This is a genomic window from Nocardioides ferulae (assembly GCF_003660455.1).
Taxonomy (GTDB): Bacteria; Actinomycetota; Actinomycetes; order Propionibacteriales; family Nocardioidaceae; genus Nocardioides; species Nocardioides ferulae.
Genome location: NZ_QZVR01000003.1, coordinates 1 through 23134, shown reverse-complemented (window position 1 = coordinate 23134; position 23134 = coordinate 1). Strand labels below are relative to the sequence as shown.

Sequence of the window (23134 nt, the reverse complement as noted above, 5' to 3'; positions counted from 1 at the left end):
TCTGGTCCCCGGCGCTCACCGGTCCCACCCCGCCTCTCTCAGCGTCTCGGTCACGGCCACCACCGCGGGGCGGGAGCTGCCGTAGGTGCACAGTCTCGGCTCCGGGCGGGTCCACGTGCCCGGCCACCCCCACTCGACCACGAGCACCGGGCGGTCGGGGCGGGCGCGCCGCAGGGCGTCGAGGACGGCGCCGACCTCGGGGTGCCGCGCCGCGTCGCGGGCCTGGACGACCACCGCCGTGCCGTCGTCGGGACCGGGCAGGTCGAGCGGGCCGCCCGGCACGACGACGTGGTCGGTCGGGAGCCCCCACACGGCCTCGCCGATCGCGATGTTCGCGGCGGTGGCCACGGTGACCACCCGCGCCCCGGCGAGGACCGGCAGCCGGCCCTCAAGCACGAGCGCCCGCCGCAGGAGCGGCACGACGTCGCTCGCGGGCCCGGCCGCTGCGGAGCCCGGCCGATCCTCGACGCGGAGGCGGCCGGCCCGGTCCGCGGCGTCGCGCAGCCGCTGCTCGGCCAGCCGCCCGGAGCGGACCGCGTCCACGATCGCGGCCTGGACCGCACGCACCAGGCCGGCGTCCTTGTCGGCGCCGAGGCACAGCAGGTCGGCGCCGGCGGCCAGGCTCTGCACCGCGGCCTCGGGGATGCCCCGGCCGGCGCTGGCACCGGCCATGTCGAGGGCGTCGGTGACGATCGCCCCCCCGAAGCTGAGCGAGTGGCGGAGCAGGCCCAGCACCACGGGGCTCAGCGTGGCGGGCCGGTCCGGGTCGAGCGCCGGCACCAGGATGTGGGAGGTCATCACCGCTCGTGCCCCGGCGGCCACCGCGGTCCGGAACGGCGCCAGCTCGCGGGCCTCGAGCGTCGTCGGGTCGGCCTCGACCCGGGGCAGCGCCAGGTGGCTGTCGGCGTCGGTGTCGCCGTGCCCCGGGAAGTGCTTGGCGCAGGCGGCGACTCCGGCCTCCTGCAGACCGTCGATCCAGGCGGCCACGTGGGCGGCGACCCGCTCGGGCTCGGCGCCGAAGCTGCGGGTGCCGATCACCGGGTTGTCGGGGTTGCTGTTCACGTCGGCCACCGGTGCGAGGTCCAGGTCGACGCCGAGCTCGGCCAGCTCCGCACCCACCGCGCGGCCCACGGCCCGGGTGGTCGCGAGGTCGTCGATGCGGCCGAGCGCGGCCGGCCCGGGCACCGGACTTCCGTCCGTGACGTGGAGGCGGGTGACGTCGCCGCCCTCCTCGTCGACGCTCACCAGCGCGGTGGGCGAGGCGGCGTGCACCGCGGCGGCGTACGCCGCGACCGCGTCGGGCCCGTCGGCGGTGTTGCTGCCGAACAGGCAGACCCCGCCGAGGCCCTCGGCCAGCAGGGTGCGGGCGTCGTCGTCGGGCGTCGTCCCGGGGAACGCGGCCAGCTGGACCCGCAGGGCCAGCTCTCGGAGCTGCCGGGTCATCCCTTCACCGCGCCTGCGGTCAGGCCGGCGACCATCCGGCCCTGGACGGCGAGGAAGAACAACACGACCGGGATCGCGATCAGCGTCGAGCCCGCCATCACCGCACCCCAGTCGGTGCCGCGGTTGGCGTCGGTGAAGATGCTCAGCCACAACGGCAGGGTCCGCTTGTCCTCCCGGGTCATCACGACGACCGCGAGCGTGAACTCGTTCCAGGCCTGGATGAACCCGAACACGCCGGTCGCCACCAGGCCTGGCGAGAGCAGCGGGAAGGTGACCCGCAGGAACGCCTGGAAGCGCGAGCAGCCGTCGACCATCGCGGCCTCCTCGAGCTCGTAGGGCACCCCGGCGACGAAGCCGCGCAGCGTCCACACAGTGAAGGGGAGCACGGTGGCGACGTAGACCAGCGTGAGACCGACCGCGGTGTTGAGCAGCTCCATGGTCTCGAGCATCTTGTACTGGGAGATGAACAGCCCCTCGACCGGGATCATCTGCACCAGCAGCAGCGTGACGATGAAGCTGCGTCGGCCGCGGAACCGGAAACGCGAGACGGCCAGCGCGGCGAGGAACGCGAAGGTCAGCGCGATCAGCACGGTGGCGAGCGTGACCAGGAGGCTGGTGCCGAGCGCGTCGAAGAACGCGCCGCCGGAGAACACCCGGCGGTAGTTGGCCAGCGTGCCCCCGAACGGGTGCCAGGTCGGGTCCGCGCTGCGGATCTCGTTGCGCGGCAGCAGCGAGGTGTTGACCATCCAGTAGACCGGGAACGCGCACACGGCGAACACGACGAGCCCGGCGAGGTCGGCCGCGACCTTCGGCAGCCGCCGGCGGGTGCTGGGGTGGCTCATGACTCGTCCTCCGCTGAGAGCATCATCCGCACGTACGGGGCGGTCAGCACCACGGTGAGCGCCAGCATGAAGATCGCCACCGCGGCCGCGGCGCCGAAGTCGCCGCCGCCGATGCCGAGCCGATAGATGTAGGTGCCGAGCAGGTTGGTGTCGCGAGTGACGCCGCCGGCCTGCTGGAGCACGTAGATCTGGGTGAAGACCCGCAGGTCCCAGATCACCTGGAGCAGCGCGACGACCAGCAGCACCGGGCGGGCCGCGGGCAGGTAGACCACCCGGAACCGCTGCCAGGCGCCCGCGCCGTCGAGCTGGGCGGCCTCGACCAGGTCGGCGGAGACCTGGGTCAGCGCCGCGTAGACGGTGAACGCCACGAACGGGACGCTCATCCACACCACCACGACGGTGGCGACGAAGAAGAACGACATCGGCTCGAGCAGCCAGGCGTGGCCCTCGTAGTCGGCGCCGAACCGGACCAGCAGCCAGTTGACCACGCCGTACTGGCTGTCGAAGAGCCACTGCCACACGGTCAGCGATGCCAGCACCGGCATCGCCCAGGCCAGCAGCAGCCCGCTCTGCACCAGCAGCCGCACCGGCGTCGACATCAGCCGCATCAGCAGCGCCACGGCGGTGCCGATCGCCATCGTGGCCGCGGCGTTGACCAGGCAGAAGGCCAGCGACCTGCCGATCACCAGCCACAGGTAGCGGTCGGTGACCAGGTCGCGGTAGTTCTCCAGCCCGACCCACTCCGGCGGGCGGCCGAACTGCTGCGCCAGCCCGAACTCCTGGAAGGAGAGCCCCACCTGCCGGGTCAGCGGGTAGCCGAGGGCGACGGTGAGCGCGACGACCGTCGGCAGCAGCAGCCCGAGCGGCAGCCAGCTACGCGGCGCCCGGGGGGCGCGAGGGGAGGTCACCGCGGACTCCTTCCGTGCGGAGTTCACCCGGGTCGGCCGAGGCGGCTGTCGGGTGGGAGGGTGCCGCACGGGTCTCCGGCCGGGCTGGGGACGACGGCCCAGCCCGGCCGGGAGGACCCGGGCGGTGGTGGTGTGGCCGGCCGACGGGCCGGCCTCGGATCAGCGGGCCAGCTCCTCGTCGAGCCGCTCGTCGGCGGCCGCCGCCAGCTCCGCGACGTCACCGCCCTTGGCGATGTCGACGAAGAGGTCCTCGAGCACCCGGGAGCCCTCGACCATCGCCCAGCCGGGGGCGGCCGGGGTCAGCTTCGCGTTGGACGCCGCGTCGATCGTGGCCTGCGCGAACTCGTCGTCGCCGAGCAGCGGGCTGAGCGACATCTTGGCCGGGGTGAGGCCGTTCTCGGCGAAGATCGTCTGGTACTCGTCGCTGAGCATCAGCTCGACCACGTCCATCGCGTGCTCGGGGTGCTCGGACTTCGCCGAGACGGCGATGTCGGAGCCGCCCAGGAGCACCGGGGCCGGCTCACCGTCGCTGCCCGGCAGCGCGAACACGCCGACGTTCTCCATCATGTCGGGGCAGCCGGTCTCGGGGTCCTCGATCAGGCCGCGGACCCAGCCCGGGGCCGACATCATGCCCACCTCGTTGTTGCAGAACGGCGTCTGCGGGTCGGCCTCGTTGCCGTCCTTGGCGGCCCCGGAGGCCTCCTGGAACAGCCTCTGGACCGTCTCCAGCCCCTCGATCGACTCCGGGGTGGACAGTGCGCCCTGCCAGGCCCCGTCCTGCTCGACGGCGAGGTCGCCGCCGGCGTCCCAGATGAAGCTGACGCCGTTGCGCCAGTCCTGGCCGGGCAGCCAGAACCCGGAGAAGCTCGCGGGCTCGGGGTTGGCCTCCTTCAGCGCGATCGCGGTCTCGACGAACTCGTCCATGGTGGTGGGGACGCTCAGACCCGCATCCTCGAAGAGGTCCTTGCGGTAGAAGACGTACTTCGAGCCGGCGTAGTAGGGCACGGCGTAGACCTGCCCGTCGACGGTGGCGCCCTCGACGAAGCCGGGCAGCAGGTCCTCGCCGCCCAGCTCGTCGAGCCGGTCGGTGAGGTCGGCGAACGCGCCGGCCGCGGTGAACGTCGGAGCCTGGGTGTTGCCGACCTCGACGACATCGGGGGTCTCGGACTCGCTGGACAGGGCCGTGGTGAGACGCTCGACCAGGCCGTCCCACTGCTGCTCCTCGATCACCAGCGTCGAGCCGTCGTGCTGCTCCTCGAAGGTCTCCTTGAGCCAATCCCGGGCGGCCTGCGGGGTGTCGGGGCCGTTGATCCACACGCGGATCTCGGCGCTCTCGGTGGCGCCTCCGCTGGTGGGCTCGTCGTCTCCGTCGTCACCTCCGCATGCGCTGAGGGCCAGCATGGCCATGGTGGCGATCGCCACGGTTGTCTTGATGCGCACCGGTCGTGTTCCTTCCGTTGGGTTCCCTGATGTGACGCGACTCGGGTGAGTCACCGGAGATCGGGGGCGGCGCCTGCTCACGAGACGCCCAGCTCGCCGGCGAGCACGAGCACGGCGGCCCCGACGATGACCACGTCGTCGCCGAGCGTGGAGGTGCGGACGACGAGCTCCTCGCCGGACACCGGCATCGTGCGGGCGCGGATCGTGCGGTCCGCGGCCTCGCGGAGGGGCCCGTCGAGCAGGTCGGTGGGGCCGCTGAGCACCAGCTCGTGCAGGTTGAGGGTGCCGACCACGGGGGCCAGCGCCACCCCGAGCCGTTCGCCGACCTCGGCGAGCACCGTGGCGGCGTCCTCGGTCTCGAGCCGGCGGCGCAGCCGGGGCTCGGCGAGCACGGTCTCGAGACAGCCGCGCCGGCCACAGCCGCACTCGGCACCGTCGGGGTCGATGACCACGTGCCCGAGCTCGCCGGCCGCGGCCCGGTGACCGTGCAGCAGGGTGCCCTCCAGGACCAGCCCGGCGCCGACACCGGTGCCGACGCGCAGCAGCATCAGGCCGCCCTCGAGGGCCTCGCCGAAGGTGTGCTCGCCGAGGACGGCGGTGTTGGCGTCGTTGGCGACGAAGACGGGCAGGCCGAAGGCGGCGGCCAGGTCTTTGGCCAGCGGGGTGTCGTGCCAGCCCAGGTTGGGCGCGTCCACGACGGTGCCGACGGCGTCGACGACGCCCGGGCTGCCGACGCCGATGCCCAGCACCGGCCGGTCGGTGGCCGCGACGAGCTCGGCGACCAGCTCGTGCACGAGCAGCTGGGCCTCGCGCCCGCGGCGTCCGTCGAGGTCGCGCTGGCGGCGCTCGACGACGCTGCCGAGGAGCGTGACGACGGCGCCGGCGACCCGGCCGTCGGTGGAGAGGTCGACGGTGACGATGTGCCGGGAGTCGGCCGCGAGCCCGACCAGGGTCGGCGGCTTGCCGACCCGGGTCCCCACGGGGGCCCCGAGCTCCTCGAGCAGGCCCTCCCCGACGAGCTCCCCGACCAGGTCCGAGACCGTGACCCGGGTCAGCCCGACGGCCCGGGCCAGGTCGGCACGGCTGGCCGGCCCGTCGCGGAACAGCTGCTGGATCAGCAGCGAGCGGTGGTGACGGCGGGCGTCCTCCTGCCGCAGCTTGCCGCGCGGGCGGAGCGGACGGCCGAGGGTCGTCGGTGTGGACACATTGGTTAGTTGACCTTACTTACATACTCGGCGTCAACGGAGGTCCAGACCACGGCGCTGGCGCCGACACGTCTGATGTGGACTTCGCTGTCAGCCGGTGACAGCGAAGTCCACATCAAGCCGGTCGGTCAGTGAGCGAGTGCCGGCCGATCGTCGTCGTCGCTGCCCTGCTGCGCGCCCTGCTCGATCTCCCGCTCCAACGCCTCCAGGGCCTCGAGAGCCTCGAGCTGCTCCATGCCGCGCAGGATCGGCCGCACGTGGCCGCGCTCGCTCACCCAGCCGACCTCCGGCTCGAACCGCCGCAGCGGCCGCGCCGGCGAGCCGCCGACCACCGCGTTGTCGGGAACCTCGCCGCGGACGACGGAGCCGGCCGCGACCACCACGTTGCGGCCGAGCCGGGTGCCGGGCAGCACGATCGCCCCGTGGCCCAGCCACGAGCCGGAGCCGATCTCGACCGGCTGGTGCTCGCCGAGCTGGCAGCCGATCGGCACCTCGGGGTCCTGGTAGCCGTGGCTCGAGTCGCACACGAACACGTCCTGGCCGAACCAGACGTCGTCGCCGAGCACGATCGACCGGTGCGCGGTGAGGCTGGAGCGGGCGCCGATGATGCACCGGTCACCGATCACCAGCCCACGCTCGGGGAGGTTCGGGGCGCCGGGGCCGTAGCCGACCGACAGGGTGACGTGGCGGCCGATCAGCGCCCCGGATCCGACGTGGATCGACCCGGGGTTCATCAGCGTCGCCATCGGGAACCCGATCGCGCTGCCCTCCCCGAGGCTGCCGAACCGGTCGCCGGCATGGGTGCCGGGCACGATCTCGCCCCGGCGCTCCGCCCAGCGCCAGGCCGCGACCAGGCCGCGGTTGATCCATCGGTTCGCCAGGCTCACGACATGGGAGGGTAGGCGATCCTCGCGCCGATCGGGCGGTGGTCCATCCCGGGCCGACGACGAGATCGCGAGGGTCCTGCCACGATGCTCACGTCGCCGACCCATCCCCCGAGAGGCCGCTCACGGATGCCGCAGCCACCGCCGTACGACGAGGAGTGCGCAGCCGCGCTCGAGCCGCTGGCCGAGCTGTTGGCACTGCCGGTCACCCTCGAGGTGATCCCGTGGCTGCGCTCGCACCTGCTCACCAGCGGCGACGACGAGCTGCGGCTCGGGGGCGCCTACGAGGTGACCGAGCACGCGGTCCCCGCCCTGAGTGGCGCACCGGATGTGCCGCTCCTGGCCTGCCTGCCGACCGACGCCGATGGTCCGGTGGCGGCGATCTACACCATCCACGGCGGCGGGATGGTCTCCGGCGACGTCAGGTCGGGCGTGCTCGACGTGCAGACCTCGTGGGGCCGACCGCTGGGGGCGGCGGTGGTGTCGGTGGGCTACCGACTGGCCCCGGAGACCCGCCACCCCGGACCGGTCGAGGACTGCTACGCCGGACTCTGCTGGCTGGCCGACCACGCGGGCGAGCTGGGCATCGACCCTGGTCGCATCGTCGTCACCGGCGGCAGCGCGGGCGGCGGCCTCGCCGCCGCGGTGGCCCTGATGGCCCGCGACCTCGGCGGCCCGCGACTCGCCGGACAGGTGCTGATGTCGCCGATGCTCGACGACCGCAACGACACCCTCTCGTCGCGCCAGTTCTCAGGCCCCGGCCCGTGGAACCGCACCGCGAACGAGACCGGCTGGACCGCGCTGCTCGGCGAGGGGCGCGGCGGGCCGGATGTCTCGGCGTACGCCGCGCCGGCGCGGGCCGCGGACCTCTCGCGGCTGCCGCCGGCCTTCGTCGACGCCGGGTCGGCCGAGGTCTTCCGCGACGAGGCGGTCGGCTACGCGTCGCGGATCTGGGCGGCTGGCGGCGTCGCCGAGCTGCACGTGTGGCCGGGCGGCTTCCACGGGTTCGACACGCTCGCGCCGCACTGCCGGATCGCCCGGGAGGCCCGGGAGGCCCGGCTGCAGTGGCTGCGACGGCTGCTGTCGCCGGCGTGACATGACAGCGCCCGGCCGTCGTGCGGCCGGCTCCCCGGACCCGGCGACCCTCGGCTGGGTGCTGGTCGCGCTCTGTGTGAGCGTCACCGCCAGCTACGGCGTCCTCTACTACGCCTTCACGGTGCTGGCGCCGGCGATCTCGGCCGACACCGGCTGGTCGGCCACCCAGGTCACCACCGCCTTCTCGGTGGGCAGCCTGACCGGCGCGCTGGCGGGCATCTGGGCCGGCCGGCTGCTGCAGCGCCGCGGCCCCAGGCTGGTGATGACCGGCGGCAGCCTGCTCGGCGCGGTCGGGGCGGCGGGGGTGGGGCTGGCGCCGTCGTACCCGGTGTTCGTCGCCGCCTGGCTGCTGGTCGGGATCGCCAGCGCCGGCACGTTCTATCCGCCGGCGTTCGCGGCGCTGACCCAGTGGTACGGCGTCCGCCGGGTGCGCGCCATCACCGTGCTCACGCTGGTCGCCGGGTTCGCCTCCACCATCTTCGCGCCGCTGACCGCCGCGCTGGGCGAGGGGCTGGGCTGGCGCGACACCTACCTGGTCTTCGCGGGCCTGCTGCTCGCGATCACGGTGCCCGCGCACGCGTTCGCGCTGCGCCTGCCGTGGCACTCCGGCGACGACGGGGCCCACGTCCGCCCGGACCGGGAGGTGCTGACCAGCCGCCCCTTCCTGCTCCTCGCGGCGTCCGGCACCCTGGCGTCGCTGGCGATGTACGCCTCGATCGTCCACCTGGTCCCGCTCCTGCTCGCCCTCGGAGTCGACCTCCAGCTGGCCGCGTGGGCGCTGGGCCTGAGCGGCGCCGGCCAGGTCGCCGGGCGGCTGGTCTACCCGGCCCTGGACCGGAGGACGGGACCGAACGCCCGCGCTGCCGGCACCACCGCACTCATGGGCCTGACCTTGGCCGGCCTGGCCCTGGCCCCCGGGCCCGTGGTGCTGCTCATCGCCATAGCCGTGGTCAGCGGAGCCGCCCGCGGTCTCTTCACGCTGGTCGGGGCGACGATCGTCAGCGACCATTGGGGCCCGCAACGGTACGCCGCGCTGAACGGCGTCTTCCAGGCGCCGATGGGGGTCGCCGGCGCGCTCGCGCCGGCGTTCGGTGCGGGCGTGGCGGCGGCCACCGGCAGCTACGCGGCGCTGTTCGGGGTGCTGGCGGTCCTCGCGCTCGTGGGCGCGGCGCTCGTGCCGCTCGCCGGGCGGCCGGCCGATGTCAGGGCCGCCGCGGGGAGACCCGACGAGCACGCGTGATCCCCGTCAGCGGACCTTCACGGCGACGGTCATGCCGGTCGCCTCGCTCCCGCGCTGCCACAGGTGACGCCAGTCGCGGGTGTAGTCGAGGTGGACCCCGTCGACGATGACCCGGCCGGGCTGCTGCGGGTCGACGGTCAGCACGACCCGCAGGTCCTTGTCGGTGAGGTCGAGGCGGCCTTCGACGGACTCGGTGTAGGTGCAGAGGTCATCGAGCGGCCTGCGGGTCAGCACGAACCAGTCCACCTCGGTCCGGCGGCACAGGGACAGCCGGATCTCGGCGTCCGCGGTGTTCGTGACGACGACCGGGTCCGCGTCGCGCACGGTCACCACCTCGCTCGACCGGAGCGGCAGCACCTCGAAGTGCATCGGTCGCCCGCCGAGGCGGTGCGGCGTGCCGACCGCGCCTCCGCCCGGCCCGAAGACCTGCGGCTCGGACCAGGGCCGGTAGCCGATGACGGCGGTCACGCTCAGCGGCACGACCACCAGCGCGAAGAGGATCAACCTCCGGTAGCGGGCCGGCTCGTCGTCGTCGGGCGACGGCGAGACGGGGTGCGCGTCAGCGGGGTCCGAGACGGTCACGGCCCGAGTCTGGCAGCGGGCGAGGAGCCTGGCGAGGTGCCCGTTGCCCGGCTGGTCACCAGGCGAGTCAGGACCGTCGCGAGTGACCGGTCCGTCGGTCGCTCGTTGAGCAGACGTCGGTTCCTCGTTCTCGGGAAGGTGGCCCGTGTCTGCGCATGGACAGCGTGTCGGTCGGCGACGCGACCTGAAGGTGTTCCGGATCAGGCTCGACCGCTCCGGGCCTCACGTCCCGGGCACGCTGCCGAGGCCCCGGTGCGTCGTGGCGTCACCGACCCGTGCCGACGCGGTCCGGGCCTTCCAGGCGCTCGCGCCCACGATCGACGACGCCTTCGTGCGCCGGCGCGGCACGGTCAGCGAAGACCCCGCCGAGGTTCGGGTCGCGAGCCGGGAGCCGGGCACCGTGTTCGTCGCGGTCGTCGAGGAGGCGCATGCGCCCGAGCACTTCGAGCCGCTGCGGCCCTACGGCGGCTGGTGAGGCCGACGCCGAGCGGCCGGTCGTGATGCAGAGGAACCCTGACCCGCGCCCAGGTCAGGGGCTGTTGCGTGGAGCCGCCTGTCGGAATCGAACCGACGACCTATTCTTGTCGCGTAGGGGATCTGGACTCCCGTGCAGAAGACCCGAAAGTACGCCCCTGACCTGGGCATATGAGGCGCTTCTCGATCCCGAAGCCTCCCGATAGAACCCGCTCCTCACCGCGAATCCACGTCGAATTCGTTGCGTATTCGTTGTCGCCTGATCCCGGAATCGCCCGAAAGATCCCGAGGGGCAAAGGGGGCGGACTCAGGCCGTCTCAGGTGGCTTGAGAGCCATAGGATCCGAGCATGAGCGGCACCGGGTTTCTGAACGTGCAGGAGGACGCGCTCGCGTTCACCTACCGGCCGACGACCCGCGTCGTCGCCGAGCGACTGGTGCCCAGCACGACCGCGCGGACGCTGCGGGGCTGAGCCGCGTACCTACCAATCATGAGCGCACACAGATTCCCTCAGCCGCTGGTCGAGTGGATGGCAACGATCGGCCTGCCGCCGACCGACCCTGCCCGTACCCGCGCTGAGGAGGCCCTCGCCGAGTACTGGGTGACCTGCCTCTGGGAGGTGCCGCTGTGGGCGGCGCACGCGGGCGAGCATCTCGTGGAGGCGCTGCCGCCATCCGACCCGTGGCGCAACCTCCGCGTCACCGCGGACCTCGCAGACGAGGACAGCAGCACCTGGCGGATGCAGTACCTCGACACCGAGGGGCTGCCGCGCGGCGCGTACCTCCCTGCCGGGATCCGCCTCGGCGGGCCACACGACACTCCCCCGCCCGGGGTGGCGTCCGCCTCGCTCGACCCGCTCGCGTCCGCGCTGATCGGCGTCCACGCCGTCAGCATCTACGACACACTCGACCTCGCCGGGGCCATCGGCTGGCAGGCGACCTGGCAAACCGTCCTCGCGCCCGCCATCGACTGGCTGATCCACCACCACCTCGCCTACGAGGACACCGACGTAGCCGAGGTCCAGGCGCTCGGGACTGCTGCACAATCGGGTGACAGGTTGGGTCACGCAGCCTGAGTGGCTGGCGTGGTGTCGTGCGTGGTCATGATGGTCTCGTACTCGATGGGGGTCAACCGGCCGAGAGCGTCCTGGCGACGGCGTCGGTGGTAGGTCCGCTCGATCCACCTGACGATCGCGATCCGAAGCTCCTCGCGGGTGGCCCAGGTGCGGCGGTCCAGGACGTTCTTCTGCAGCAGCGCGAAGAAGGACTCCATGGCGGCGTTGTCGCCAGCTTATCCGGCCAATTTCGTTCGTGGGCCGTTCGAGGATGCCGTACGACGAGGCGGCGATCCCAACCTTGACAGGACGCAGCAGCGGTCCTTAACTGTCGCCCACATCGGTCGTTCTGTCTGTCTCGGGGGGAATCGACGTGGTACTACGCATTTCCATGGCAGCCGGACTGGGCGGCCTGCTTGCTGCTTCAGTCTCGGGCTTGGGCTCGTCGGGTGCTTCGGCAACGGCAGAGCCATCGCCGCCGGTCGCCATCTCCGTTGACTTCCCTGCCTCGGTCGAGGAGGTCAAGGTTCTCGCCCGTCCCGACTTCGCAAGCATGCGGCCCGGAGAGATCCGTGAGCCAGTCGAGCTCTCGGGAGCGACCGCTGACGTGGTCGACGGCCGGGTCACAGTGCGCATCGATCCTCGTGACGTGCCAAGCACCCATGTCTCAGACGAGGGTGTCGTCTCGTTCAGCATTCACGGCTCGTCAGCGGAGGGCCCGGCCACCTGGTCCACCAGTGCTCCGGTCCGGGCCGTGGTTGACGATGGGGCGTTCGTGTGGATCGACCCGCTGGCCCACCCGGACGAAGTGTCTCGAGCCGTGGCTGCACGCCTGGTCTCGGGTCCGTTCGCTCGCCTGGACGCCGTGGAGGAAGACCGATACAAGGTCGCCGCGATTGCTCGCCGTGCGCAGCAGGCTCCCCAGTTGCCAGACTGCCCCGCCGCCTGGACAGGGAAGTTCAAGGACCGCGCCATGACCACATCGACGACGTATCCGGTCGGCCGCGACAAGGCCTGGGCTTCGAGCAGCATTATCAATGGCTCGAAGGCTGGAATTGGCATGAAGGCGGAGGGGGAATGGAAGCAGGCCGGGATCGAGTTCGCGGCGGGCAAGGAGTCTGATGATGCGACGAACACCGCGTTCAAGTGGCCCAAGAAGAGCATCGCACGCTCACACCGAGGAACCGTCCGCTACTACCGGTACAAGTTGATCTGTCCTCCGAGCAACAAGAAGTACCGGGCATGGATTCCCGTCGGGACGATCGCGGGGTTCAGCACCGGCAGGGACTTGACGCGCCCCTTGTGGAACGACGAGCGCATCAACTGTGTGCGGAACGACAGTGGGACCTTCTCTCGGGCAGACAGCACCGGCGACAACTACTCCTACGGCGCAGCCGTGAAGTTCGCAGGAGTCATCGGAATCGACATGTACGGCGAGAAGTCGTACTCGACGACCCATACCGTCAAGTACAAGTTTCGCGGAACCAGGTGGGTCTGTGGCGATGACGATGAACCGGGCACAGCGGGCAAGTTCGCACCCTACAAACGGCTTGCCCGAGGGTGAGGCACTCTTGTGGCTGGCGGAGAGCAGCACTGTCCTTTGCCTTGCTGAGTAGCGCCATCTTCACGGCTACCTCCTGTGATAACGACGCGGGCCGTGGGGATGACGTGGTTGAGCACGCCATCGATGAGGGACCCTTGAACGTGCGAGCCGCGCCCGAGGGATCGCTGTCGCTGGACGCTCCCGCAGGCAAGAAGCAATGGGATGCGACGTTCGGCTACCGAGTCCTCTGCCGCACCGGTGACGACGTCCCCGTGCTCGACGATGTCCTATACCAATACGCCGCCAGGCCTCTCGAGACCGTCACGAGCGTCCGGCATGTCGACATCGACGACCCCCGAGCCGAAATCACTGGGGCAAGAGTCCTCTCGCTCGAAGACGTGCGTGGGGGCGAGGTGAATCGGGACGTCTCAGGCGTGAGGGTGGAGATGAGGTGTCCCGATGATGGCCTGTCCGAGGACTTCTCAGAACTGCTCACGACCATGACCGTTGGACCGCAGGGCGGTGCCATCGAATCGAGCGAGATCGCCTATCACGTCGGCGAGGAGAAGTACCGACTGCGGGTCGACTGGGCTTTTGCCGCCTGTGGCGTGGAGATACCGGGGTGCGGTCGCCCGAAGGTGCGCTGATAGTCCCTCGCTTCCTCCGGGACTGGTCCCAGAGGAGGCGGTATCGGCGTGCTGCCGTCGGGGCGGCGCGTTTCGCCCTCACTGGGTGTCCTTATACCGGTGGGCTTACGGACAAGCGGCGAAGGCTCAGTACTTGTTGAGGGGCCCTGGGACTTCTCGCACCAAAGGGTCCGCCGACGAGTAGCGTGCGCACCGACACCGGGGGGAGTCCCCGCGCCCAGCAGGCGGGACTTATGGACAGCCTCCAACTCATCGAGAAGTGGAGGCAACATGCGCAGTCCTAGCGCGCGCAGCGCGGCACTTGTGGGAGGGCTCGCGTTGGTCGTCACGGCCAGCGCCGGATCGGGGGCCGTTGCGGCCCGGCTGATCACCGGCGACGACATCGCCAGGAACACGATCACCGCCCGCAACCTCGCCAAAGGCAGCGTCGGTCGTTCCGAGTTGCGCAACGGCATCGTCAAGGACGGCGTGGATGGCAAGGACGGGGTCGACGGTCAGGACGGGGCGACCGGTCCGGACGGGCCTGCTGGCGCCGACGGGGTCGACGGTCAGGACGGGGCAACTGGTCCTGCTGGTCCGCAAGGAGTGCCTGGCCCCCCAGGACCAGCCGGTGAGGGCGGAATCGACGAGTACGTCTCCTGGACGTACCAGCACAGGGCGGACAACCCTCAGTACCCGCAAGGCCCTTACCGTTCGGTGCGCTCAGCAACGGAGATTGCTGGGCCGGCAGCGCTGTACCCAGCGGACCTGAGTGTCAGCGATGCAGCTCTGACTTGGCTCCAGGAGAACTGCGCTGCCGCCTACCTGATGACGAACCTCGGTGGCGCGTACGCCGAGTGGTATTGGGAGCCGAATAGCGACGGGGTCACGACGGCCACACCGCGGACCACCGCAGACACTCTTGGCAGTCGCGAGGACGGGCACTTCACCGGGAACGTATCCTGCTACGCCCCCGTGACCGGAGAGGATGTCAGGCCGATCCCCGACTTTGACGCCACCATCACTGTGGGTATCGACTACCTCGACCCTGGGGACGTGCGCGCTGTCGAATAGTCACCGCATCAGGAGCGAAGAGGCACATCCCAGTCAAGGTGTACCGACTTGGTCATGCTCTCGGCTGCCTCATGCTGTCACCAGATGGTGCAGCAGACCCTTTCTTCATGCCCCACCTGTGTGCGCGGCGCCCCGATGACGCACCGCCCCGCACCGGCTGCGGCACCCGTCTAGGCCGCCTAGGACGTTGTCGGACGCGAGCGCTCCAGGTCTTTGGCCGCCAGTGCTAGCCGCGCCTCTCGGTCGGCCTCGGTTGTGATGACGGGTTCCAATAGCGATCGCAACCTGCTCGAAGATTGGGTGCTGAGTGAGTGGGCGCACGCGGAGTCGTTCTCGTCCCGACGAACGCGCTGCCACTCAATCACTCGGTCAGAGGCCCCGGCCACATCGTTGAGGAAGATGCGCTGCGTCCGGCCATTGCCTTCCCGGAATGGGTGCAAGTGGTTCAAGTCTCGGTAGAGATCTGCGATCTGCTGCGCGAAGATCTCGTCACCAAGCGGCCCCCGCAGGAGCGGTCCTGCGCGAAGCGCTCCAAGGACCTTGTCCGTCCGGGCGACGAGCAGTTCCCACGGCCAGAAACCGTCCGGGCCGCCCTTCGAGATGCCGACGGTGCGGTACTCACCGGCCCACTCGTAGACGTCCTGGAAGAGATGTCGGTGGATAGCGCACAGATGAGCCTGGTCGAACGTTCGCTCCTGCGGCCCGCTCCAGGTCAGGAAGCGGGCCTCGACCAGGTCCGTCTCCGCCTCGGCGAGTGCTGCTCGATCGCCGAGGCCGAGGAGGTTCCGTAGTACTCCGGATTCGTCGAGATAGCGGTCAGGCAAGGCCATAGCGCTTGCGGGTGCGCTCTACGACCTCTTCAGCCTCGATCTTCCCGTCCGCGTACTTCTTCGCGTCGGCGAGGAACTGAGGACTGGGATCGCGACCTTCGAGGCGGCCGGAGTGCACGGCGTCAGCGACCTTCTCGCGGCGCTCGACCTGCTGCCGTGCCTTCATAACCATGTCTCCATAGTAGTTGACTCGGCGCCGACGGTTTCGCTGACGCACTGTTGCCACACGCGAGGTGTGCGGCCGGGAGCGAACGCGTGCCTGGCTGCAACTCATGGTCGGTAGACGCGCTCGCTTCCAAGACGGATCGAGTGGTCCTGGTAACGCGGACGCACCTCTCGGCGAGGTCTCGGCCCGAGACGGCTCCGCGTCGGGGTTCTCGCCGCAGGTCAGCGACACCGAGCGCGAGGGCGGCAGCCGGGGCGAGCGCAGCAGCCCGCACCTCAGGCGGCGTTCTCGGTCTCGTCGCCGTGGACCATGAACGCGATCAGGCCGAGACCGGCGAGGCCGTGGAGGAACAGCAACTCGTCGTGCGGGTCGATCCACTTCACGTTCCCGCGCGGCGGGGTCCGCTCGGTGTAGGGGGCGTAGTCGATCGAGACCAGGATCAGCGGCACCGGGTGAGTCCACCGGTCGACGTCCTCGACCGGGTAGAGCCGGTCGTTGAGGAGGGTGTGCAGGGTGTCGTCGTCGGTCTCGACCGGCACGAACTCGCCCTCGGAGGCCATCCGTCCCGACCAGTAGGACTGCACCTGGTTCGCAGCCGAGACGGCCGCCTGGTAGCGGAACACCAGCGCCTGGTCGTCTCCGGCCGGGGTGCGCGGGATCTCGTCGTACTCGGGCATCAGCGCACCGAGGATCTCGGTGAGACTGTCGCTCAGGATCGTCGTCGTGCCGCGCTGCACCGCGTACGGCCACGGGTCGCCCGCGGGGTCGAGCGAATCCTGCTCCGTGACGGGCTCGGTGAGGATGATGCGTGCCATGGGCGGTTCGGTCCTTCGTCGGGCGGTTCGCGGGCTGTCGGGGGAAGTCTCTTGGATCTATGCACGGGCCCCCTGCGCGGTCGGGGTGCCTAGCGTGCACACCCCCGACCGTGCAGGGGTCAGGTCTGGCGCCGCGGTACGCGCCGCGGACGGTTCGGCCGCTGGGTGTCCGTCTGGGCGGCGGCGGCAGCCTGGGCAGCGGCCGCGACGATCGGGGCGATCTGCTCCTTCGCCCGCGCGGCCCGGGCCTGCTTGCGGCGAGCGATCTCGCGTGCGACCCGGCCCTGGGCCAGGTTCGTCTCCTTCGGGCCCTCGGGCACCTTCGGTGTCGCCAGCGTGTCCGGGCAGTGGTGGGGCACCTTCGCCGACCGGTACCGGCCGCACCGCTCGCACGCGCCGACGCCGTCGAAGGCCGGGTGGTTGCGCAGCAGGTGCGTGGCCACCGCCCCGGGCGCCTGGGCGGAGACGATCGCCTGGAAGTCCTCGATCGTGCCTTCGCGCCAGTACGTGTCGACGCCAGCCTTCGTCGGCTTCTTCGTCACGATCGCCACCCCACCGTCGGGGGTCGCGGTGACGCCCTTGACCCAGGTGGAGCGCACCGGGATGAGCGCGGAGCCGCGGGCAGTCGCCTCGGCCATCATCCGGGCCTTCGCGTCGGCGAGCAGGTTGCCGGTCTTGGCGTACCCGCCGAACGCCGGGCGACGTCCCTCCAGTTCGGAGTTGACCGCCTCGGCGACCCGGATCCCGGCGTCGCCGAGGTCCTTCTCCACCGGGGTGACCCGGTACCCGCCGGTGCCGAGCCGCTCGACGAGAACGTGACCAGCGCGCGTCTTGCCGTCGACGTCTTCCCACGAGACCGGAACGGTCACGACCGGGTCCTGCTCGGCGAGGTAGGCGCGCACCGAGGTCTTCGACGGCATCCGGAACGCGACACCGCCGATCTGGTAGCCCATCCGGTGTCCGCGCCGGTTCCCGTCCAGGGACCGGCCGCCGTGCGCGTGCCCGCGGCGCCGCGACGGGGTGTAGTCGTCGGGGAAGGCCGGGACGCCGGAGCCGTCCTCACGGTTCGGGGCGGCGAGGAACTCCTCCTCCCACCACTGGGCGACGTGCTCGACTCGCCGCGGGTCGATCCGCGACGGCAACGCCTGCGCAGGCACGTACCCCTGGGCGGTCAGAGCAGCGAGCCGCTCGGCGCGCGCGTCCAGGTCGTCGAGGCCAGCGGGGTCGTCCGGCACCGGCCCTCCGGCACCAGCAGGTGCGAGGAAGGCCCCAGCGCCAGGGACACCCTGCGTCTTCTCCTGGTACTCACCGACTGCGTTGCGGTTCTTCTGCTGCCGCAGCTGCGCCTCGGTCATGGGCTTCTTCTGCGTCATGCCCGGTCGGTACGCGGCTCGATCGCGAAGTGACACGCGCGTGCAGAGACCCTGTGCTGCGGCGGCCCTGCGAGGTGACGGTGCGGCCGCCTGGCCATGACGGCAACGGGCGCCGCCCAGAGGCTCTCCTCCCGGCGAGGGCTCCGGCTGACAAGGCGGTCCGGACGGCTGAACCGGCCGTTCAGAGGGCCCCTACTTGGCCGATTCGGGGCCTTTCTGGCCGATTCTGAGGGACTTGGCCGGGAACTTGGCCTGGCCGTGGGCGACGTTTCCGCAGGTCAGAGGCGGTGTCGGCGAGGTTCGAGGCCGAATCTGCCCAGTCTCCAAGTGGGGGAGAAGGGTCACGTATAGAGAGGGGGTATTGATTTGGGATCAGAGGGAGGGGGAATCAATAGGGGGAAGTCCCATGTGACTCTCTATCTATCTATCTAAAGAAGTCATCTCATCTCTTTCTACTACTACTACAGGGCCTCTGACCTGGGGAAACGACGTCTCGGGTCCAGGCCAAGTTCCTGGCCAAGTTGGTCCAGAACTTGGCCGATGGCCTGGTTTTGAGCGTGGGTTCCAGGCCAAGTCCCGAAAACGACTTGGCCTGGAACCCGGTCTCAGGTCCCCCCTGTCTGCCTCTTCAGGAAGCCGCGGACAGCAGCCCAGTCGACGGCGACACGAGTTCGGGTGCCTCGCATCGCCGGATGCAAAGGTGGGTTCGCGTCCGGGCGCAGGTCGGGGGTTGGCCGCGCACGCGGGCCTAGGCAGGTCGAGATTCCGAGCGAACGTGTGTCTGACGCGCAACCAATGCTCCGGTGGCACACTCGCCTGCCGGGTGGGTCGAGTGAGTCCTGGACCGCGTGGGCGCGTGGTTCGGCGATCGCCCGATGGGCTTGAGTGCGTCGTGGCTCACGGCTAGCGCGAACGGCGGGCGCTGACGACGCCGGTTGCATAGCGTGGTGACGCCGGCCACGGGGCAGCAGTGTGGCGTCCGAACCAGACGGGTCTGAGCAAGGAGCACACGATGACCACCACGACCACGAGCCCGGTCACACTACTGGCCGTCTCCCGCGCCCTCAGCCTCGCCGCCACCATCGCCGTCGGCGTCGCCGCCCTCGCTACCGTTCCGGCCGCCTCCGCGACTGCTGACCTGCCCCCGACGATGGTGGTCGAGCAGGACCCGTACTGGGGCGACCTCAACCCCGACGGGTACGCGCGGACCGCGCCGGTCGTCGATGCCTCGGACCCGTACTGGACGGCCCCGGCCGCTGGCGGCCCGGCGTACGGCTACCTGCATCTGGCCGACCTCGACTTCTGGGCCGATCAGGTCGACGACCTGCCCGCCACCGAGACGCTGCCGGTGCACGAGAAGGTGGACGAGCGGTTCCTGCGTTGGGCCGACCAAGGCGCGACCGCGAACGGCGCCTGGGCCGCTCGCGCCGTGGTTCGGATCGAGAACATCATGCTCGACAACCCGGTGCGGTCGATGGAGTGGCGGCGCGTCAACTTCGGAGCCTGGTGCACCACCTCGACCGAGGTGGTCGGCTGGAACCAGCACCTCGACACCTGGACGTGCCTGCCGAACCGCACCGCCCTGGAGGCGCAGCGACCCGGCTACGCGGTCGCCAAGGAAGCATGCGTGGCAGCGAACGCGAGTCGCGGCAGCAAGGCCACCGGCTACGAGCCGACCTGGACCGGCTCCACCTGGTCGGCCAGCGGCTGCACCGACAAGTACCTGGACCCCGCCACCGCCCCGGCCCCGCAAACCCAGACCCCGGCGCTCCTGAAGGACTACGGAGACCGCTGGGCCGGGCGATGCGCGCCCTGGGAGGACCTGCGGCGCTCGCCCACGACCTCCCTGCCGTACTGTGACTACCAGTTCTACTCCTGGATCAAGGGCCAGAACCACCCCGAGGGTGGCTTCTTCCCGCCCAACGGTGAGCCGTTCGCCGACCCGATCCCCGGTATGGCGACCGTCCACGCGAGCGCGCTCGGCAAGGCCAAGGTTCGCGACCAGGTGCTCGCCACCGCCACCCGGACCGCGACGGTGCGGCGCGACACCGTCAAGACGACCGTGCGCCGCACCATTCGGGGCACCCGGTACACCGCGACCGCGAAGGCCCCGGTCACCGTGTCGGCCACCGCTACGGCCGAGAAGGATTACGGCGCCCAGTACCTGGCTTCCGTCACGTGGAGCGCCCAGTGCTCCAAGCCCACCATGTCCGAGGCCCGGCGGTGCGCGGAGCAGGAGGCCCAGCGCCTCGCCGACGCCGAGGCTCAGCGACAGGTCGAAGAGGAGCGACGGCTCGGCCATGACGCGATGGTGTCCGCTGCTCAGGGCTATGCGGCGAGCCTGGCGCTCCACAAGGCCGAGCGGATCGCTGAGCGGGTCCGCGTCCCTGCCTCGGCGTATACCAAGGCGAAGGCGAAGGCGACCAGGAAGGCGCTGAAGAAGATCCGCGCCATGGCTCGCTGAGCCTGCCGCTCTCACTCCCGCGAGGGGCTGCCGAGCCGGTGACCCCTCGCGGGCTGCTCAGACCCGGTCCTGAGGACAGAGAGGTGCCCGTTGTCCGCTGTTGAGTTGTCGCGGGAGCCGTGAGGATCCGTCGGGTCTTCGGCGGGCCTCACGGACCGGTTACGACGCGTCTCCCGAGGCGTTCCGGAGCGGATCGACGATCCACTCAACGGGGCATCCAGTCGGCACCCGATCGGGGCCGTTCCCAGAGGAGTTCTTCATGCCCCACCTGTGTGCGCGGCGCCCCCGATGACGCACCACCACGCACCCGCCGCCCCACCCGTCTAGGCCGCCACGCTCGACTGTCCCCGGCCCGTGCCATAAGCCCCGGCAGCCGTCGGCGAGGCCGGGTGGCTTGGGCCAAGGTCGATCGGCGCTCCATGCGCCGCGGAAAAGGCGCTGGCGAGGTCCCTGAGGGTCAACTGTGATCGGCCTCCGGTGGCCCCTCTCCACGGCTTCGTCTCCAGGGCCCGGTGCGACAACAACGACCGGCCGCACACGGTCGCCCCATGACCACGAATCAGAGTCCTCGACCTTGGCGTGAGCAAGACTTCCGCGCGGCCACCGATCAGTCAGTTGGCCGGTGGACGCCCCCCGTCTCTGTCCGAGTGCGCTTCGCTGTCGACGACTTCGCCAATACGACCTCAGGGGACGCGCTGCCGTCGATCCAGATTCGGTCTGGCGCAACTGCCGATGGCACCGTCATATTCGACACAGCCGTCATGGGCATTACCCCATTGGAGGCGATTGAGGTGCTCCGCGTGATCGCGGCTGAGATCGAGTCCGCCGTTCAACGTGATGCTCTCCTCGATTGGATGACTGCCTGACCAGACGCGAGGCTTTGAGTTTGCCGGGGGCAGGTTTCATGGGCGAGGTCGGCCAGGACTACGCAGGAGATCCGGTCGCCGAACGCGAGTGAGTGTTCCGTCGTTGGTCCCGGTCCGCCGTCCGCAGGTGGTCATTGCCGCCCGGCCGGCGAGTCCGCGAGACATGCCCGACGCCTAGCGGGGTTCGCTCAGCCCGCTGAGCGCCGGCGAGTGAGGTGTCGAGCTCGGCACGGCAAACCATGAACCCGGACCCGCCACCTTCGCGTGCCGGGAAGGTCACCTCTTTCGACCGCACTCCTCCGCAGCCTCGCCACACCGGCCGCGTCGCGGACGTCATCTCGCTGGCAGCCCGTCGCACGACGTCGACTGCGGTCGTCGCCCGGTCTGCGGTCACGCACCTGGACGCGCACCGGCTCGCCGCGGTCGTCTCGTTCCCGTCCCGCCCCGCCGACCTGCTTCCCGAGCCCGCCTGACCTCGTCACACCCCGCCGTCACCTGCCGCCCGCCGAACATCCGGTGGGCGGCTTCGTGTTCCCCGGGCACCTCGCCCAGCGCTGCGCCGCCGAGCGCTGCGTCAGTCGGTGACGATGAGGACGCCTTCGTCGGGCAACCAGACGCCGGTGAAGATCTGACCGTCTTCGATCGGTGCGTCGGTGCGGTTGACCAGGTTCCCCGTGATCGTGTCGTCGTCGTCAAGTAGCGACGCGTCGTCGGGCACGAACGCAACCTGGTCACCGTCGGCGTTGACGACCGAGATCGTCCCGGTCACGTCGACGCTCTCGTCGTCGGCAACGGCGACCGTCGTCAGCGCGGTTCCGGCGACGCCGAGCAGCAGCCCGACGACCGCCGCGACGATCACCGGCAGATGCGACCCGGTGCGCGGCCGGTCGACCCCGACCTCGCCGACGCTCACGCCCACGCCCGTACCGTCCCTACGACGACGTCCACTGGCCGCCGACGTAGCCGAGCACGATCCCGACGATCGTGACGACGACCAAGAGCGCGACGAACCGTCCAGGGTTGCTGCGCCATGACCACCGCGTGCTGTCACTCATCTCGCTCCCACGCTCACACTTCCGGCGGCGCCGGGAGTCCCTTCTTCTCCGCCCACCGCTTGTACAACTGGTAGAACAACTCGCGCCCCTGGATGCGCAGCGGGCGCGGCATCTTCGCGAGCGTGTGCGCGGGCACGTAGTAGGACGCGGTGTCGCCGCGGATCACGATGCGCGGCTTCTCGCGGTCTTCGAAGTAGATGACGAAGTCGTACCGCTCGCGGTCGACGTGCTCGGTCGCCCATGCCGCCCACGCCGGGTCAGCCATCAGGTCCGCCCACGACCGGTGCAGTGTCGCCGACCCGTGCGACGGCGCATCGTCGGCCAACCACACGGCACTCGCTCCAGACAACATCACATGCACGTCGGCATCCCGGTCGGGCAATCCTTGAACCGCAACTTGTACTTGGTCGTGTGCGCGGCCTCGACCTTCCGCGCGTTATACCAGCCGTCGATGTCTTTGCGCACCCACGCGTAGTCGCAGTCGATACCCAGCCCCATTTCCTTCTTGCACTTCTTCAACTGCCGCTTCGGCCGGGCCGCGCCCCTCTTGGTGATCCCGTACTTGTACAGCCGCGACCCCTTGCCCGGAACGCTTACGTACAACTGATACACCCGGTACTGGTCCATGTCCGAGGCACGCTTGGCGTCCTTGCTCGGCCACGGCACCTTCTCCTTCTTCGCTACCTTCGCGATCTTCGGCATCGGCGCGGCCTTCACCTTCACCGTCGTCGCCTTGACGCGCAGGCCGTAGATCCGGTCCCACACCGACACGGTGCTCGTCGCCGTGGCCGTCCCCGCGGTGCCGATGCTCGTCCCCGAAGATCGTCCACCCAGACACACCAGCGAGATCTCCGCGCGGATGCCCGGCTCGTCGCGCCACATCCGGTCCACGCAATTCACCGGCTCCACGTCCGTCACCTCCGGCGGCGCCGACCACGTCCCCATCATCACCGCGAGCGCGACACCCGCGCCCAGCAGCACATGCAGCAGCCGTCGATACAAGATCATGCTTCACCCCCGAGAGAACGCCGGGCGCCGAGTCACCCGAACGAGCACACATGCTCAACCGCTGGCCCTCACCCGGTCAAGACCCGCGGCAGTGGAGTCCAGCAGAGTGGTGTACGACGGACCTGAGTGAGCGCGTGCCTCCAACGTA

The 23134-nt window shown here is 70.5% G+C and carries 25 protein-coding genes, 1 tRNA gene and 1 pseudogene; 10 read left to right on the top strand and 17 right to left on the bottom strand.

Annotated elements, in window-relative coordinates; genetic code table 11:
- Positions 1-15: 15 nt before the first annotated feature.
- The 6 genes from D6B71_RS05995 to D6B71_RS05970 all read right to left on the bottom strand — a co-directional run bounded on the left by D6B71_RS05995 (position 16) and on the right by D6B71_RS05970 (position 6725).
- Complete coding sequence (locus D6B71_RS05995; RefSeq protein WP_121253070.1) at positions 16-1443, bottom strand: glycoside hydrolase family 3 protein; 1428 nt, start codon at positions 1441-1443, stop codon at positions 16-18.
- Positions 1440-2285 carry a carbohydrate ABC transporter permease gene (locus tag D6B71_RS05990; RefSeq protein WP_121253068.1) on the bottom strand — a complete coding sequence of 282 codons (846 nt, stop codon included), beginning with the start codon at positions 2283-2285 and terminating at the stop codon, positions 1440-1442. The genes D6B71_RS05995 and D6B71_RS05990 overlap by 4 nt, the downstream gene beginning before the upstream one ends.
- Positions 2282-3193, bottom strand: a complete 912-nt coding sequence (locus D6B71_RS05985) for a carbohydrate ABC transporter permease (RefSeq protein WP_206051595.1) — start codon at positions 3191-3193, stop codon at positions 2282-2284. Before D6B71_RS05985 ends, D6B71_RS05990 begins: the two co-directional genes overlap by 4 nt.
- A 159-nt stretch (positions 3194-3352) precedes the next feature.
- The gene (locus D6B71_RS05980; protein WP_206051594.1) at positions 3353-4633 is read right to left on the bottom strand and encodes an extracellular solute-binding protein; all 1281 of its coding nucleotides are present in this window, start codon (positions 4631-4633) and stop codon (positions 3353-3355) included.
- A 77-nt stretch (positions 4634-4710) separates the two neighbouring features.
- The gene (locus tag D6B71_RS05975; protein ID WP_121253066.1) at positions 4711-5838 is read right to left on the bottom strand and encodes an ROK family transcriptional regulator; all 1128 of its coding nucleotides are present in this window, start codon (positions 5836-5838) and stop codon (positions 4711-4713) included.
- A gap of 128 nt (positions 5839-5966) precedes the next feature.
- Positions 5967-6725 (bottom strand): acyltransferase, encoded by a 759-nt coding sequence (locus D6B71_RS05970; protein WP_240641169.1) that lies wholly within the window; start codon positions 6723-6725, stop codon positions 5967-5969.
- Between the two features lie 126 nt (positions 6726-6851).
- Here D6B71_RS05970 and D6B71_RS05965 point away from each other — a divergent pair, with 126 nt between their 5' ends.
- Together D6B71_RS05965 and D6B71_RS05960 are read left to right on the top strand one after the other, a co-directional pair.
- Positions 6852-7817, top strand: coding sequence for an alpha/beta hydrolase (locus D6B71_RS05965; RefSeq protein ID WP_206051593.1), 966 nt, complete (start codon positions 6852-6854; stop codon positions 7815-7817).
- Between the two features lies 1 nt (position 7818).
- Entirely contained in the window at positions 7819-9057 is a 1239-nt protein-coding gene (locus tag D6B71_RS05960) for an MFS transporter (RefSeq protein WP_121253063.1), read from the top strand.
- Between the two features lie 6 nt (positions 9058-9063).
- Here the strand turns inward: D6B71_RS05960 and D6B71_RS05955 are convergent, their stop codons facing one another.
- Positions 9064-9639 carry a hypothetical protein gene (locus D6B71_RS05955; RefSeq protein WP_121253061.1) on the bottom strand — a complete coding sequence of 192 codons (576 nt, stop codon included), beginning with the start codon at positions 9637-9639 and terminating at the stop codon, positions 9064-9066.
- A 259-nt stretch (positions 9640-9898) separates the two neighbouring features.
- Between D6B71_RS05955 and D6B71_RS05950 the strand changes: the two genes are divergently transcribed.
- Entirely contained in the window at positions 9899-10114 is a 216-nt protein-coding gene (locus D6B71_RS05950; RefSeq protein ID WP_126688194.1) for a hypothetical protein, read from the top strand.
- Positions 10115-10183: 69 nt separating this feature from the next.
- Here the strand turns inward: D6B71_RS05950 and D6B71_RS22650 are convergent.
- A tRNA-OTHER gene (locus tag D6B71_RS22650) sits at positions 10184-10282 on the bottom strand.
- A gap of 179 nt (positions 10283-10461) precedes the next feature.
- Between D6B71_RS22650 and D6B71_RS23745 the strand changes: the two genes are divergently transcribed.
- Positions 10462-10584 carry a hypothetical protein gene (locus D6B71_RS23745; RefSeq protein WP_276310988.1) on the top strand — a complete coding sequence of 41 codons (123 nt, stop codon included), beginning with the start codon at positions 10462-10464 and terminating at the stop codon, positions 10582-10584.
- An 18-nt stretch (positions 10585-10602) separates the two neighbouring features.
- On the top strand, positions 10603-11187 hold the full coding sequence (locus D6B71_RS05945) for a hypothetical protein (RefSeq protein WP_121253057.1): 585 nt from the start codon (positions 10603-10605) through the stop codon (positions 11185-11187).
- Here D6B71_RS05945 and D6B71_RS05940 read toward each other — a convergent pair.
- Positions 11175-11399 (bottom strand): annotated as a pseudogene (locus D6B71_RS05940) (integrase core domain-containing protein); the annotation flags it as partial. The gene D6B71_RS05945 and the pseudogene D6B71_RS05940 overlap by 13 nt on opposite strands.
- A 158-nt stretch (positions 11400-11557) precedes the next feature.
- Between D6B71_RS05940 and D6B71_RS05935 the strand changes: the two are divergent.
- From D6B71_RS05935 to D6B71_RS05925, 3 genes are all read left to right on the top strand, one after another.
- A complete protein-coding gene (locus D6B71_RS05935) occupies positions 11558-12730 on the top strand; it encodes a hypothetical protein (protein ID WP_126688193.1) in 1173 nt (390 codons plus the stop codon).
- 104 nt (positions 12731-12834) lie between these two features.
- Positions 12835-13356 (top strand): hypothetical protein, encoded by a 522-nt coding sequence (locus D6B71_RS05930; RefSeq protein WP_121253053.1) that lies wholly within the window; start codon positions 12835-12837, stop codon positions 13354-13356.
- 270 nt (positions 13357-13626) lie between these two features.
- On the top strand, positions 13627-14409 hold the full coding sequence (locus D6B71_RS05925; RefSeq protein WP_121253051.1) for a collagen-like protein: 783 nt from the start codon (positions 13627-13629) through the stop codon (positions 14407-14409).
- A gap of 179 nt (positions 14410-14588) precedes the next feature.
- Here D6B71_RS05925 and D6B71_RS05920 read toward each other — a convergent pair whose 3' ends face one another.
- The 4 genes from D6B71_RS05920 to D6B71_RS05905 all read right to left on the bottom strand — a co-directional run bounded on the left by D6B71_RS05920 (position 14589) and on the right by D6B71_RS05905 (position 17593).
- Positions 14589-15239, bottom strand: a complete 651-nt coding sequence (locus D6B71_RS05920; protein WP_121253049.1) for a Fic/DOC family protein — start codon at positions 15237-15239, stop codon at positions 14589-14591.
- Positions 15226-15411, bottom strand: coding sequence for an antitoxin VbhA family protein (locus tag D6B71_RS05915; RefSeq protein WP_121253047.1), 186 nt, complete (start codon positions 15409-15411; stop codon positions 15226-15228). Before D6B71_RS05915 ends, D6B71_RS05920 begins: the two co-directional genes overlap by 14 nt.
- 269 nt (positions 15412-15680) lie before the next feature.
- A complete protein-coding gene (locus tag D6B71_RS05910; protein ID WP_121253045.1) occupies positions 15681-16220 on the bottom strand; it encodes a hypothetical protein in 540 nt (179 codons plus the stop codon).
- Positions 16221-16339: 119 nt separating this feature from the next.
- Positions 16340-17593 carry a hypothetical protein gene (locus D6B71_RS05905; protein WP_121253043.1) on the bottom strand — a complete coding sequence of 418 codons (1254 nt, stop codon included), beginning with the start codon at positions 17591-17593 and terminating at the stop codon, positions 16340-16342.
- A 1012-nt stretch (positions 17594-18605) separates the two neighbouring features.
- Between D6B71_RS05905 and D6B71_RS05900 the strand changes: the two genes are divergently transcribed.
- Both D6B71_RS05900 and D6B71_RS05895 read left to right on the top strand, forming a co-directional pair.
- Positions 18606-20057 (top strand): hypothetical protein, encoded by a 1452-nt coding sequence (locus tag D6B71_RS05900; protein ID WP_121253041.1) that lies wholly within the window; start codon positions 18606-18608, stop codon positions 20055-20057.
- A gap of 548 nt (positions 20058-20605) precedes the next feature.
- Positions 20606-20923 carry a hypothetical protein gene (locus D6B71_RS05895; protein ID WP_126688192.1) on the top strand — a complete coding sequence of 106 codons (318 nt, stop codon included), beginning with the start codon at positions 20606-20608 and terminating at the stop codon, positions 20921-20923.
- Between the two features lie 574 nt (positions 20924-21497).
- Here the strand turns inward: D6B71_RS05895 and D6B71_RS05885 are convergent.
- The 4 genes from D6B71_RS05885 to D6B71_RS05875 all read right to left on the bottom strand — a co-directional run bounded on the left by D6B71_RS05885 (position 21498) and on the right by D6B71_RS05875 (position 22986).
- Positions 21498-21836 carry a hypothetical protein gene (locus D6B71_RS05885; protein WP_126688191.1) on the bottom strand — a complete coding sequence of 113 codons (339 nt, stop codon included), beginning with the start codon at positions 21834-21836 and terminating at the stop codon, positions 21498-21500.
- 19 nt (positions 21837-21855) lie between these two features.
- On the bottom strand, positions 21856-21978 hold the full coding sequence (locus D6B71_RS23740; protein ID WP_276310987.1) for a hypothetical protein: 123 nt from the start codon (positions 21976-21978) through the stop codon (positions 21856-21858).
- 13 nt (positions 21979-21991) lie between these two features.
- A complete protein-coding gene (locus tag D6B71_RS05880; protein ID WP_126688190.1) occupies positions 21992-22243 on the bottom strand; it encodes a hypothetical protein in 252 nt (83 codons plus the stop codon).
- 86 nt (positions 22244-22329) lie between these two features.
- Positions 22330-22986: a hypothetical protein gene (locus D6B71_RS05875; protein WP_121253031.1), complete on the bottom strand. Its 657-nt coding sequence runs from the start codon at positions 22984-22986 to the stop codon at positions 22330-22332.
- Positions 22987-23134: the final 148 nt, after the last annotated feature.